General features: G+C 72.6%; 9 protein-coding genes. 4 read left to right on the forward strand and 5 right to left on the reverse strand.

What is annotated here, in order from left to right:
- Positions 1-52: 52 nt before the first annotated feature.
- From O7610_RS07665 to O7610_RS07680, 4 genes are all read right to left on the reverse strand, one after another.
- On the reverse strand, positions 53-2,014 hold the full coding sequence (locus O7610_RS07665) for an AMP-binding protein (RefSeq protein ID WP_281567343.1): 1,962 nt from the start codon (positions 2,012-2,014) through the stop codon (positions 53-55).
- Between the two features lie 287 nt (positions 2,015-2,301).
- On the reverse strand, positions 2,302-3,693 hold the full coding sequence (locus tag O7610_RS07670) for a cellulase family glycosylhydrolase (protein WP_289212899.1): 1,392 nt from the start codon (positions 3,691-3,693) through the stop codon (positions 2,302-2,304).
- A gap of 46 nt (positions 3,694-3,739) precedes the next feature.
- Complete coding sequence (locus O7610_RS07675) at positions 3,740-5,539, reverse strand: ABC transporter ATP-binding protein (protein WP_289212900.1); 1,800 nt, start codon at positions 5,537-5,539, stop codon at positions 3,740-3,742.
- Positions 5,536-7,278, reverse strand: coding sequence for an ABC transporter transmembrane domain-containing protein (locus O7610_RS07680; protein WP_289212901.1), 1,743 nt, complete (start codon positions 7,276-7,278; stop codon positions 5,536-5,538). Before O7610_RS07680 ends, O7610_RS07675 begins: the two co-directional genes overlap by 4 nt.
- 219 nt (positions 7,279-7,497) lie before the next feature.
- On the opposite strand from O7610_RS07680, the gene O7610_RS07685 reads away from it, so the two are divergent.
- The 4 genes from O7610_RS07685 to O7610_RS07700 are packed head-to-tail and all read left to right on the forward strand — an operon-like array spanning position 7,498 to position 11,612.
- On the forward strand, positions 7,498-8,316 hold the full coding sequence (locus tag O7610_RS07685; protein ID WP_281555042.1) for an NUDIX hydrolase: 819 nt from the start codon (positions 7,498-7,500) through the stop codon (positions 8,314-8,316).
- Positions 8,313-9,323 (forward strand): serine/threonine protein kinase, encoded by a 1,011-nt coding sequence (locus O7610_RS07690; protein ID WP_281555043.1) that lies wholly within the window; start codon positions 8,313-8,315, stop codon positions 9,321-9,323. Before O7610_RS07685 ends, O7610_RS07690 begins: the two co-directional genes overlap by 4 nt.
- A 28-nt stretch (positions 9,324-9,351) precedes the next feature.
- On the forward strand, positions 9,352-10,320 hold the full coding sequence (locus tag O7610_RS07695; RefSeq protein WP_289212902.1) for a hypothetical protein: 969 nt from the start codon (positions 9,352-9,354) through the stop codon (positions 10,318-10,320).
- 17 nt (positions 10,321-10,337) lie between these two features.
- Positions 10,338-11,612, forward strand: a complete 1,275-nt coding sequence (locus tag O7610_RS07700; RefSeq protein ID WP_289213581.1) for an adenylosuccinate synthetase — start codon at positions 10,338-10,340, stop codon at positions 11,610-11,612.
- On the opposite strand, the gene O7610_RS07705 is transcribed toward O7610_RS07700, so the two are convergent.
- Entirely contained in the window at positions 11,590-12,555 is a 966-nt protein-coding gene (locus tag O7610_RS07705; protein ID WP_289212903.1) for a hypothetical protein, read from the reverse strand. The genes O7610_RS07700 and O7610_RS07705 overlap by 23 nt on opposite strands.
- Positions 12,556-12,625: the final 70 nt, after the last annotated feature.

The raw sequence follows: 12,625 nt of genomic DNA on the forward strand, positions 1-12,625 counted from the left end.
CGGTACGCGGCCGCCGAGCGGTAGCCCGCCCGCCGATCGACGTCGGCGGGGGTCACCCCGGTCCGAGGCCCCCACCACGACCGGCGACGCCCGCGCTGGCCGCGACCACCTCCCGGTTCTCGCCACGCCGCCGGCCCTCAGGCTCCGGCCCGGCGGCCCGGGTCACCCCGGATCGCTCGGCTGACTCGTCGCTGCTGGTCCGGCGGTCACTCCGGCCGACCAGGTGTAGCCGGCCGTCCTCGTCGAAGCGGCCCAGGTCCCCGCTGTGGTAAAGCAGCTCACCCGGGATCTCCGTGAACGGATTGGCGACGTACCCGGCAGCGGCGCGCCATGGCGTGCCGTGCCGGCCGGGGCCGACGCCGGCCCCACCGATCAGAATCGCGCCGGTGGCGCCGGGCGGCAGCAGCCGCAGCCGATGGTCGGCGACGAGCAGGTGGCAGTTGTCGACCGGCTGACCGACCGGGATGACGTCACCGTCTGTCTCGCCCACCCGGTGGTAGGCGACGGCGGCCGTCCCGACCGGACCGTACCCGGTGCTGACCTCGACCTGCGGTAGCAGGCGTCGCAGCCGGCGGGCGCTTGCCGGCCGCAGTCCCGGACCCGGCACCACGACATGCCGCAGGCTGGCAAGACGCCCGGCGACCGCAGCGTCCCGCTCAATCGCCGCCACCATCGCGTCGAGCGTGTCCGGCTCTGTTTCGATCATCGTCACCTGCTCGGCCGCGACGACGGCGACCACGGTGGACAGATCCGGCCGACCAGCGGCGGGGGGCGGCAGCACCAGCCGTCCACCGGTCGTCAACGGCCAGATAAGGTTGCCGACGGCCGGACCCGGCCCGAGGCCGCCCGGCAGCACGACCTCGCCGCCGGTGACGGCGAAGAAGCGGGTCATGAAGTGCACCCGGTCCGTCAGTGCCACATGCCGACTGACGGTGCAGCGCGGCACCCCGTCCCCGGCGGCGGTGACCAGGGCGTGCGCCGGGTCGTCAGGCGTCCCGGTCGGTTCCGGGCGCCGGGGCGACGGCGGGACCTGACCCGGCCGTACGTCGATCACGCGTGCGCCGGACAGCGCCGGGTCCCCGGGCGGCGCGGCGGCAAGCACGGGCGCACCGGGCACCGAGGCCAGCACGGTCCGTAGCCTGGCCGGGGACCAGCGCGGGTCGACGGTGACGTGGACGGCCCTGATCTTGAGCAACGCAAGACTGGCCACCGACAGCGCCGGGCCGGCGGCGAGCAGTACCGGCACCGGATCGCCGGCCCGTACACCGACCTCGGCCAGGGACGCGGCCAGTCCGTTGGCGGCGTCGTCCAGTTCACGGTAGGTCAGGCGGCCCCCCGGGCCGCTGACCGCGACCCGCCCCGGATGCCGGTCCACCGCCTGCTCGACCAGCAGGGACAGCGGACGGAACGGCCCACGGTCCACCCGACGACCGGCGTACCGGTCGAGGAGCAGGTCACGCGAGGCACCGCTGATGCCGGCGGTGCGCCAGCTGGCCTGGCCGGGTTCGTCGACCAGTTCGCGCAGCACCTCCGCGTACAGCTCGGCGACCGCCGGCAGGCAGTGCCGCCACGGGTCCCCGCCGGGGCAGCTGGCGTGGATGGTCAGGTGGTTCGCGGTGACCCGCCAGTCGATGCGGGCGGTGGGTGGGCCGGGCGGGGCCGCCACCCCGGTGGTCGCCCGCACCAGCAGGGCGTCCCGCCGCTCCGGCAGCAGGTCCACCGGGCGCAGCCGCCGGGACAGCCAGGAGCGGACCGCCGGTCCGGCCAGATGGCGCAGTTGCTCAGGGGGATCGACCAGGTCGAGGCCGAGCGTCGCCGTGGTCGACCGGATCGGCACCGGCCGGTCCAACCGGGCTGCGGTCTCCAGCGCGGCGAGCGCACCGAAAACGGCCGCCTGGGCTTCGTCGATCGACGTCCGGCCGCCGGCACAGGACGTGCGGTAGGTCGCCACAGTCGGGGCCACCCGGGTGGATGCCGCCGTCCCGTCGCTGGCCTGGACACGTTCGGATGCCATTCCGCTGTCCTCCCCTGGCGACGGCGCGCCGCCGATCGACACGACCACAAACTCACTGCGATCGGACCATCACCCAGAGAGGTTATGCCAAATAGGCGGAGGTGAAAACATCTAACTTTGCGTGACGACTATTTCCGACAACACGTACTCCCACTCCCCTACGCCACATAGTTCCTATCCGGCACATGCCGGAAAGGCGGTGGGGCGCCGTGACGACCTTCCAGTTCGGCCGACACGGCGCCACCGGCCGAACGCGAATACTCCCGCTCGGTGGCTAATGCCGGCTTTCAGCGGGTCGGAAAGTCGTCCGCACTGCGAATCCGTTCCCGAATCCAGACGCCCGCTTCCTTGAGCGGGGCGGTACCGGCGTAGGAGCCACTGCCGCACACACCGGCACGGAAGACCGCCCCGGAGCGGAAGTCGTCGGAGTAGTTCCAGTTCACCCAGCTGATCTTGCGCGATTCCAGCAGGTCGATCCACAACTGAGCGTTGACCAGATCGTTGGCTCCGTCGCCGGTGTAGGTCTGGATGCCGAACTCGGTGACGAACATCGGCAGCTGGTCCGCCGCCCGCGACAGCGCCGAGCGGTACGCGTCGTGGTGCGACCCGGCGTAGAAGTGGAAGGTGTACATGATGTTGGTCGCGGCCACCGGATTCGCGATGACCTCGGCCTCACTGCCGCCTTCCGACACGCCCAGCGACGACCAGGCCCGGGTGCCGACCAACACGACGCCGTCCGGGTCGGCCGCCCTGATCACCGGAATGACCTGCTCGGCATAGCTCTTGATCCCGGCCCAGCCGACTCCGTTCGGCTCATTGGCGATCTCGTAGAGGACGTTCGGCTTGCCGGCGTGCCGCTGGGCAATCTCGGCGAAGAAGGTCTTCGCCCGGTCCAGGTTGTAGTTGGGGTCACCCGGGGTCAGCATGTGCCAGTCGACAATGGCGTACATGCCGCGGGCGGTCGCCTCGTCGATCAGTCCGTGCACCCGGTCGGTGAAGCCGCGCGGATCGGTCTCGTAGCCGCCCTCCTGGATGTACATCGAGATCCGCAGGACGTCGGCCTGCCAGTCGGTGGCGAGCGTGTCCAGCGAGGCATCGTCAAGACACTGGGCGTACCACTGCAGTCCGTGCGTGCTCATGCCGCGCAACTGGATCGGGTGGCCGTGCTGGTTGCACAGGTTGACCCCGCAGACCCGCAACTGGCCGTTGATCGCGACCGGCGTGGTGCCGGTCGGCGGTGGGGTCGTCGGTGGAGCCGTCGTCGGCGGCGGGGTGGTCGGAGCCGGTCCGCCGGCGCAGTCGGCCCCGTTGACCGTACAGTTGCCGGGTGTGCCGCTGCCGACGACGATGAACCCGAACGTCGTGCTGCCGCCGGCCGCGATGGTGCCGTTCCAACTGGCGTTGTCGAATGTGTACCGGTTACCGACAGTGGTCGACCGCGCGTTCCACGACGAACTGATCCGGCTGCCGGCCGGCAGGTCGAAGCCCACCTGCCAGGAGGTGATGGTGCCGGCCGTGTCGTTGGTGACGGTGAACCGGCCCTCGTAGCCACTGCCCCAGTCGTTGACCTTCACGAAGGCCGCAGTGGCGGCGCTGGCCGACGGCGCGAGCAGGGCCACCGCCCCGACGACGGCCGCCGCTAGTCCTCCGACTGCGACGACAAATCTCCAACGACGCACGACGCCCTCCCTCAGGTCAGCGGGCACAACATATCGACGTGCGACGTTAAACGGGATCTTCAGTAAGGTCAACCGTCGAGGTTGGACCGCCGGTCCAGCTGTCCCACAGCCGCCGGTAGTCGCCGTCGGCGGCGATCAACTCGTCGTGCGTACCCGAGGCCACGACCCGGCCGGCGTCGAGCACCACGATCCGATCGGCCCGCCGGGCCTGGGTGAGCCGGTGCGCGACGATCAGAGTCGTCCGGCCGGCGGTCGCGGCGAACGCGGCCCGTTCCAGGTCCCGCGCCCCGGCGCTGCCCGCCTCAGCCGTCGCCTCGTCGAGGATCGCCACGTCCGGATCGGCCAGCACCAGCCGGGCCAGGGCGAGCTGCTGCGCCTGGGCGGCGGTCGGCTGGTGACCGCCCTCACCGACTACGCTGTCGATGCCGTCCGGCAATGCCCGGACCCAGCCGAGCGCGCCGACCGTGGCCAGCGCATCGGTGATCTCGTCGGTGGTGGCGTCTGCGCGGGCCAGCCGCAGATCCTCGGCCAGTGGGCCGGCGAACACGTGCACGTCCTGGCTGACCAGCGCGATCCTGCCGGCGAGCCCCGGGTGACCGGCACGGTCCGGCCCGGCGACCGGCACCCCGCCGAGCCGGACCGTGCCCGCGATCGGCCGGAGCAGGCCGGCGACCACGCCGGCCAGGGTGCTCTTGCCCGCGCCGCTGGCCCCGACCAGCGCCACCCGTTGCCCCGGCTCGACACGCAGGGTCACGTCGCGCAGCACCAGCGGGCCGTCCTCGTACCGGTGGCTGACGTCGTCGATCTCGATCCCGGTGTCGGCTGGCACGACCGGCCCGGTCGCGGCCGGCGTCGGGGGCAGGTCGGCCACCCCCACCAGTCGCGCCAGGCTGGCCCCGGCCTGCTGGACCTGGTCGAACTCGGCGACCAGTGCGCCGAGGGGATTGAACAGCCGGTGAAAGTACAGCGCAGCGGCCGTGGTAGCCCCGACCGTCACCAGGTCCGCCCGCACCAGCAGGAAGCCGACCACCAGGACCGAGGTCAGGCCGACACACTCGGCCCGGTTGAGCCGGGAGCCGAACCGGGTGAACATCCGCAGCACGGACACCGACAGGTCGCGCGACGCCGCCGAACGCTGCTCGATCTCGGCGAGATGCGCCGCCTCCAGCCGGTACGCGCGGACCGTCGCCGCGCCGCGCAACGCGCCGATCATCGCCTGGGACCGTTCCCCGGTGACGACCCGTTCCCGGGCGTAGTACGGTCCCGAGCGGGGCAGATACCAGCGCAGCGCCAGCAGGTACATCGGCACCGCGGTCAGCCCGGCCAGGCCGAGTCGCCAGTCCAGCGCGAACAGTCCGGCGACGGTGAGCCCGACGGTCAGCAGCGCGGACACCAGTACCGGCGCGGTGTCGGTGATCACCCGGGTCACCACCGACACGTCGTCACCGACCCGGGCCAGCAGGTCGCCGGTGCCGGTGCGGTCCAGCGTCTGACCGGGCAGGTGCAGAGCGCGGTCGAGCACCCGTTCGCGCAGCCGGGCGAGCACGGTCTCGCCGGTCCGGGCGACCAGCGCGGCACCGATGCCGGTCAGTACGGCGCCGACGGTGGCCGCGAGCACGATCAGCACCACCGAACGGACCACCTCGCCGGTGCCGACGCCGGCTCGGATGTCGTCGACCATGACACCGAGCGCCCAGGGTGCGACCAGCCCACTGGCGCTGGCCGCCAGGACGGTCACCAGCGCGGATCCACTCAGCACACCGGCGCGGCGCAGCTGCCCGCCGAGCACCAGCCAGGTCCGCGCGCCGGTGGCGGTCGGCAGCCGGTCGCGGGCAGGACCGGTCATCGCAGCACCGCCGCGCGGTAGGTCGGGTCAGTCCGGACGAGATCGTGGTGCGGTGCGACGCCCACCACCCGACCTGCGGCCAGGACGCAGACCCGGTCGGCCCTGCTGAGCAACGCCGGGCTGCTGGTCACCACCAGGGTGGCCGGTGCTCCGGGCTCGACTGCCGGGTTCACCGTACGGCTGTGGCGGGCCGCCCGCAGACCGGCCGCCAGTCGTTCCTCGGTTGTCGCGTCGACCGCCGTCGTCGGATCGTGCAGCACCAGGATCGGCGGGTCCGCGGCCAGCGCCCGGGCCAGCCCGATCCGCTGTCGCTGGCCACCGGAGAGGCTGGCGCCCCGGTCGGTGACCGGATGGTCGAGTCCGGCGGGATGCGCCGCGACGATGTCGTCCGCGCAGGCGGCACCGACCGCCGCCGGCAACGGATCCGCGGTCTGACCGGGTCGGATCAGCAGGTTGCTGCGCAGCGTGCCGGCGAACAGCGCCGTGTCGTGCGGTTCGACCAGGACCCGTTCGCGCAGGCCGTCGAGGGTCAGTTCGGCGACCGGTACGCCGTCCACCGCCACCGTCCCCCGATGGTCGTCGGCGGCGACGGCGCCGCGCAGCAGGTCGAGCAGCGCTTGGGCGTCGCGCGGCTCGTACGCCACCACTGCGAGCAGCTCTCCCGCCGCCAGCCGCAGGTCGACGTCGCGCAGTGAGCGGTGGCTGACCCTGGTCAGTGCCAGGCGCACCGGCTGCGGCCGGGCCACCGGACGCTGGCCGGGCAGCACGGCGGGTGGCGCGGCGAGCACCCGGGCGACCCGTTCGGCCGAGGCCCGCGCGGCGGCGGCGAGCTGGCCACAGAAGCCGAGTACACGGACCGGCTCGGCGATGAACTGAGCCAGACCAACCACGGTGATGAACTCACCGACGCCGATCCGGCCCCGGACCGCCATCGCGCCGGCCGCGCCCGCGACGCCGGCCAGGAGCAGCCCGCTGGCACCGGCGGTGATCCCCTGGTAGACGCCGGCCATGGTGGTCGCCCGCAGGGTCACCTGGAGGGTGTGCCGGCTCGACTCGCGGTAGCGCCGGGCCGCGTTGCGCTGCGCGCCGAATCCGCGCAGCGCACCCAGCCCGTTGACCAGGTCGGTGGCGAGCGCGGTGGTCGCCCCGGCGGCGGCCTGCTGCGCGCCGGTACGCCGGGTGACCACTGGGGCGAGCGCCTGCAGGGCCAGCACCAGCGCCGGCACGCCGAGCAGGACACCAAGGCCGAGCGGCACGTCGATGGTGAGCAGGACCACGGACGAGACCGCCAGCGCCGCCACGGCGGCGACGGCGACCGTGGCGGCCCGGATGATCAACGCGGTCCGTTCGGCGTCGGCGGCGGCGATGGCGAGCAGCTCGCCGGAGCGAAGCCCGGTGCGGTGCCCGCGTGGGTCGAGTGCGCGCCCGGCGACCTCCACCCGGAGCCGGTGGGTCTCCCGGTGGATCGCGGTCTCGGTCAGCCGGGCACCGAACCGCCAGGCGAAGGTAAGGACGGTGAACAGAGCGGCCAGTCCGGCCACCGAGACCGCGAGCGCTGTCCAGTCGCCGGTCGCGACGGCCTGCTCGACGATCAGTCCGATGGCCAGCGGTACCGCCGCTTCGGCCGCCTGGTGCAGGCTGAGCAGTACGACACCGGCGGTGAGCCGGCCGCGGTGCCGGCGCAGGGTGCGCCGCAGCAGCCGGGCCGTGGTCAGCGGGGCGGGTCGGGGTACGGGCACGGCAGGTCTCTCTCCGGCGGGGTCGGTGACGGTCCGGCTCACCGACCGGCTACCGGTGAGCCGAGGCTAACCTAAGCCGCGACCGGGCTCCATCGTCGATCACCGGCACCGGACATGACAGTCGCCACGTTGGGGTGACATCCGGTCCACCATGAGATAGGTTATTCTCAGATTGAGTTGTTCTTAATCAGAGACTTTCTAGTAACGAGAAGGACCGCGATGTCGGAGGCCGAGTTCCTCGCCAGCTACGACCCCCGGGCGTTCCCGCCGGTCGCCGTGACCGTCGACGTGGTGGCGCTGACCATCCGCGACGCACAGCTGCACGTGCTGCTCGTGCGGCGGGGCGCGCCGCCACACGAAGGGGCCTGGGCGCTACCCGGCGGCTTCGTCCAGCCCGACGAGGACCTGCCCACCGCCGCCGCCCGGGAGCTGGCCGAGGAGACCGGGCTGGACACCCGGCCCGGCCGGGCCGCCGCGATGGACCGGGTGCATCTGGAGCAGCTGGCCAGCTACGGCGCACCCGAGCGGGACCCGCGGATGCGGGTGGTCTCCGTGGCGTACCTCGCCTTCGCGCCCGAGCTGCCCGACCCGGCGGCCGGCAGCGACGCCGCCGCAGCGGCCTGGGTGCCGGTGGACGCGCTCGGCCTACCCGAACGGGCCGACCCGGACCGGCCGGTGCGGCAACTGCCCGGCACCAGCCGGCGACTCGCCTTCGACCACGCCCGGATCGTCGTCGACGGCCTGGACCGGGCCCGCGCCAAGCTCGAGTACACCCCACTGGCCACCCGGTTCGTCGGCGACGAGTTCACCGTCAGCGAGCTGCGCAGCGTCTACCAGACCGTCTGGGGTGTCGAACTGCACGCCGGCAACTTCCACCGCAAGGTGCTCTCCGTACCCGGCTTCCTGGAAAGCGTCGGCGCCACCACCGAACGCGGCGGCCCACGCGGCGGACCCCGGTCGCGCATCTACCGGGCCGGCGACGCCCGGCTGCTGCACCCGGCGCTGCTGCGACCCGCCCGGGAGGATGAGGTCAGGTGACCGTGACCGAGGCGATCGAACTCGTCCTGACCGCGCACCACCCGGCCGAGGTGTTCGGCACCGACCAGACGACCGGGCGCTACCACCAGCTGGCCCGGCTGCTGCACCCGGACACCGCCGGGGCGGCCACACCCGACCCGCGCGCCACCGCCGCGTTCATGCAGCTGACCGAGCTGTGGCGGGAGCACCTCGCCGACGGCCGGGACACCGTCACCATCGACACCGGCCGGCACCGGTACGTCGTGGACCGGACCGCCCGCTACACCGGCGACCTCGCCGACCTGTACCGGCACGGCGACGACCAACTGGTGAAGGTGCCCCGGGATCCGGCCAACAACGATCTGATCGCCCGGGAGGCGACCGCGCTGACCCGGCTCGCCGAGCAGGGCGACCCCCGCTACCTGCCGTACGTGCCCCGGGTGGCGGACGAGTTCCGGCACCGCGACACCGGCACCGGCGCCGTCCGGCAGGTCACCGTGCTGGGCACCGCCGCCGGGCTACGCAGCCTCGCCGAGGTACGCCGGGCGTACCCGGACGGGGTCGACGCCCGGGACGCGGCCTGGATGTGGCGGCGGCTGCTGGTCGCGCTCGGCTTCGCCCACCGCGCCGGGCTGGTCCACGGCGCGGTGCTGCCCGACCACGTCCTCATCGAGCCCGACCAGCACGGCGTGGTGCTGGTCGACTGGTGCTACGCCAGCATCGACGCCACGCCGGTGCCGGCGCTGGTCCCGGCGTACGCCGACTGGTACCCCGACGAGATCCGCCGACGCCGCAGTCCCGGGCCCGGCACCGACCTCGCGATGGCCGCCCGCTGCCTCGACTGGCTGACCGGCGGTCAGGCACCGGAACCGATGCGCCGGTTCACCGGCAGCTGCCAACTGGCATCGCTGCGGCAGCGGCCCGACGACGCGTGGCGGCTGCTCGCCGAATTCGACGACCTGCTCGAACGGCTCTGGGGCCGCCGCCGGTTCCGGCCGTTCACCATCCCCGACCGCAATCACCGTTAAGAATCACCCGCTTCGAAGGAGGCCGGACATGGGCAGTGGAGCCTGGTCGACCGACGTGTACCGCGCCGCGAGCGCCTACCGCAAGGCCACCGGCGCCAGCGCGTTCGCCTACAGCGACGGCGGCGCCCGCACCGTCCACCCGACCCTCGACCCGCGCGGCGTCACCGCCCGGGAAAGCCGCGACTCGGCCGAACACCCGCAGTCGCTGGCCGTCGCCGTCCTGTTCGACGTCACCGGATCGATGGGCGGCGTGCCCCGGACGCTGCAGCAGAAGCTGCCGCAGCTGCTCGGCCTGCTGCTGCGCAAGGGCTACGTCACCGACCCGCAGATCCTGTTCGGTGCGATCGGCGACGCGACCTGCGACCGGGTGCCGCTGCAGATCGGCCAGTTCGAGTCGGACAACCGGATGGACGACCACCTGGGCAACATCGTGCTCGAAGGCGGTGGCGGCGGGCAGATGATGGAGTCGTACGAGCTCGCCATGTACTTCATGGCCCGGCACACGTCGATCGACTGCCACGAGCGGCGCGGCAAGCGCGGCTACCTGTTCGTCATCGGCGACGAGATGGCGTACCCCAAGGTCAAGGCCCGCGAGGTTCGGAAGTTCATCGGGGACGACCTGAACGAAGACGTCCCGCAAAGCGCCGTCGTCGACGAGGTCCGTCGCCGGTGGGACACCTACTACCTGATGCCGGCCGGCAGCCACTACGCCGGCAACCGCCGCATCCTCGACTTCTGGCGGGACCTGCTCGGGCAGAACGCCGTCGAACTCGACGACCTCGACGCGGTCTGCGAGACCATCGCCACCACCGTGGCACTCGGCGAAGAGGCCTGCGACCTCGACACCGCCCTGGCCGACCTGCGCGACGTCGGTGCCGGCGACGCCGCCACCACCGTGTCGCGGGCGCTCGCCCGCATCGGCAGCAGCCGCACCCCCGCGGTACGCGGCACCCTGCCGGCCGCCTCGGGCCACGCCGACCGGGTGACCCGGCTGTGAACCCGGTGACCAGCAGCATGACCGGGGACCCGACCGGCCGGCACGTCGCCGTGGTCGACCTCGGCTACGGCGACGCCGGCAAGGGCACCGTCGTCGACTGGCTGTGCGCGAGCCGGCCGGTCGACGCGGTCATCCGGTTCAACGGGGGCGGGCAGGCCGCACACAACGTCGTCCTGCCCGACGGCCGGGCCCACACCTTCGCCCAGTTCGGCGCCGGCACCTTCCACGGCGTACCGACGCACCTGTCCCGGTTCGTGGTCGTCGACCCGCTGGCGTTGGCCGGCGAGGCGACGCACCTGGCCGGGGTCGGGCTGCCCGACGCACTGGACCGGGTGACCGTCGACCGGGAGGCGCTGCTGGCCACCCCGTACCACCGGGCCGCGAACCAGGCCCGGGAGATCGCCCGTGGGGCCGACCGGCACGGCTCCTGCGGGATGGGGGTGGGCGAGAGCATGTCGTACGCTCTCGCCCACCCCGACACCGCGCCCCGGGTCGGCGACTGCCTCGACGAAGGACTGCTGCGACACCGGTTGACCCTGCTGCGTGACCGGCTCACCGCCGAGTTGGGGCCGCTGGACGCCCCGCCGGTGGCGGACACCGTCACCGCGTTCACCGCGTTCGCGCGGCGGGTGTCGATCGTCGACCGGTCATGGACGACCCGGCTACTGCGCGCCGGAACCGTCGTCTTCGAAGGCGCTCAGGGGGTGCTGCTCGACGAGTGGCACGGCTTTCACCCGTCCACCACGTGGAGCACCACGACGTACGGCAACGTCGACGCGCTGCTGGCCGAGGCGGGCATGCCCGGTACGGTGACCCGGCTCGGGGTGCTGCGAACCCTCACCCCCCGGCACGGGCCGGGCCCGCTGGTCACCGAGGACCCGGCGCTGCGGCCGCCGGAGCGGCACAACGGCACCAACGCCTGGCAGGGGCGGTTCCGGTTCGGCCACTTCGACGCCGTCGCCCACCGGTACGCGCTCGACGTCACCGGCGGCGTCGACGCCCTCGCGTTGACCCATCTGGACCTGGTCGGCGCGCACCGGCTACGGCTGTGCGCGGCGTACGACTGGACCGACCGGTTGCCGACCGGCCCGCCCGGTGACCTCGACCGGCAGGCGGCGCTGACCGCCCGGCTGCTGACCAGCCGACCCCGGTACGCCACCGACCCGGAGCCCGACCCGGACTCCTGGGTGGCGGCGGTCGAGGCGGCGCTCGGCGTACCGGTGCGGCTGACCTCGCACGGCCCGACCACCGACGACAAGGCCGCCCGGCTCACTGCGGCGGCAGGAAGGTGACCTCGGTCGGCCCGCCGCCGGTGATCACTACCGGCGTGGCGCTGTCGAAGTCGGTGCCGCCATGCCAACTGGTGGTGCCGCCGCAGAGACACTGAATCTTGACCTGCTGCCCCAGGACGACCCGGATCCGCACCTTGGAACCGGAGCCGAGTGATCCGACGCCCACCGACTCACCGGTGGTCACGTTGCGCAGCACCACCCGATTGTCCGAGCCCGCCGGCGGGTCAGGAAAGTTGACGATGGCGGATACGCCACGCTTGACAGTGAAGTCGATGATAGGCGAATTGCCCGGTACAGCGGCCTGGATCAGATCAGCTCGTAGTCGGTTGCCGCCACCGCCGCTCCACTGGTCTGCATGGCCGGGGATCCGGAACAGCAGCGGCCACTCGTACGGGCCGAGCCAGAGAATGCTGAAACTGCCGTCGGAAGCGATCCCGGAGGCGTAGGGCTGCCAGCGGTTCTCCGGCTCCGGGGCGACGATCCCGACGGTGCCGCCCTGCCCTGGGGGCGGGATCTCCTCCGGTGCCGGGAGCTTACCCCGAATCGAGCCACGCCGATCAATGAAGATCGTCGGGGCGGTCTTGGTCTCACCTGGCACCGACGCGGTGATCAAACGAGCCGACTGTTGTGTCCCGGTGCCACCGGACGGCCCCACCCACTGTGACCCGTACATAGTGCTGGGCGGAACGAACGCGAACAGGTTGTACGACCCGGGCGCCGCCACCGGCACGTTCACCCGCCCCAGTCCGGTACTCTTCGGCCGGCACCCGTCCGGGAAGCTGAAGGTGCCTCGCGCGGGAACGGCGATGACGCAGACGCCTTTCATCGGCAGGCCGGTGTCGCGGGCGTACACCCAGGTTTTGATGTACGCCTCGGTAGACTGTGCGGCGGCGGCACGCGCCGGTGGCCCGCCGACCATGGTGACGACGAGGGTTGCGATCACGACCGCCACACCTGTCATCCGGAACCTGGTCACCCTCTGATGGTGCTGGCCATGCACCTCACCAGACGAT

The sequence above is a fragment of the Solwaraspora sp. WMMA2065 genome, from assembly GCF_030345075.1.
Taxonomy (GTDB): domain Bacteria; phylum Actinomycetota; class Actinomycetes; order Mycobacteriales; family Micromonosporaceae; genus Micromonospora_E.

What these genes read in the sequence shown, in the direction of transcription:
- O7610_RS07665 (WP_281567343.1), bottom strand. Translation starts at nt 2,014, where the DNA reads ATGGCATCCGAACGTGTCCAGGCCAGCGACGGGACGGCGGCATCCACC.
- O7610_RS07695 (WP_289212902.1), top strand. Translation starts at nt 9,352, where the DNA reads ATGGGCAGTGGAGCCTGGTCGACCGACGTGTACCGCGCCGCGAGCGCC.
- O7610_RS07700 (WP_289213581.1), top strand. Translation starts at nt 10,338, where the DNA reads ATGACCGGGGACCCGACCGGCCGGCACGTCGCCGTGGTCGACCTCGGC.
- O7610_RS07685 (WP_281555042.1), top strand. Translation starts at nt 7,498, where the DNA reads ATGTCGGAGGCCGAGTTCCTCGCCAGCTACGACCCCCGGGCGTTCCCG.
- O7610_RS07675 (WP_289212900.1), bottom strand. Translation starts at nt 5,539, where the DNA reads ATGACCGGTCCTGCCCGCGACCGGCTGCCGACCGCCACCGGCGCGCGG.